This window comes from Oribacterium sp. HCP3S3_B9 (genome assembly GCF_052064255.1).
Classification (GTDB): domain Bacteria; phylum Bacillota; class Clostridia; order Lachnospirales; family Lachnospiraceae; genus Oribacterium.
Genome location: NZ_JBQHVY010000071.1, coordinates 1 through 639, shown reverse-complemented (window position 1 = coordinate 639; position 639 = coordinate 1). Strand labels below are relative to the sequence as shown.

The window sequence follows — 639 nt, the reverse complement described above, 5'->3', positions numbered from 1 at the left end:
GTCAGTTCCTCAGGCGATCCATTTAGACGTGCAGCTGTTAAACGATTCTTCAGTGTCGTGCTGACTTTTTCCTGAAACTGCGGGCCAATCAGCTCGGCGATAAGTGTCAGACGGTCCATTTCGAGGAATTCCGGTCTATGGTACAGCTCGTCCAAAGTGGCTGCCATGGTTGAAAGTTTGAGTTCGTTTAGCTCATCCACTAATTCGTTCATGAGTGCTGTTCCTGTAAGCATCAGCTATCCACCTCCTCTCGCATATGATCAGCAAGAGCCTTGCTGCGAGATAAGAGTGTATCGATACTGGATGCTTCTGGTGGCATTACGTATCCGCCACGTTCAGGGGCTTTCTTTGATGGAACCGAATAACGGTATCCTGCTTCTCCGAGGTCATCTGCAACAACAGAAATCGTATTTTTAATAAAAGTGTATTTCTGTTTGTTTAATTCGATTGCCTGTTTGCAACACTCCTCAAGCGCCCGGTTACTGTACTTCTTTGTGAAGTTCAGAATCCCGATGCACATACGGTAGGTCTGGACTTCATAGGTCCTGGACTTGAGGATGGTCCGGATGACTGTCTCGGTGTTCTTTCCGATAAGCTGAGCTTTCTGAATGAAGTATGGGCCATTCCACTGGGTGAATC

Annotated in this window: 2 pseudogenes; both read right to left on the bottom strand. The window is 47.1% G+C overall.

Annotation, left to right across the window (positions count from 1 at the left end):
- Nucleotides 1–233 (bottom strand): annotated as a pseudogene (locus tag ACTNC3_RS11470) (ATP-binding protein); the annotation flags it as partial.
- Nucleotides 233–639, bottom strand: a pseudogene (locus tag ACTNC3_RS11465) (hypothetical protein); the annotation flags it as partial. The pseudogenes ACTNC3_RS11470 and ACTNC3_RS11465, both read right to left, overlap by 1 nt.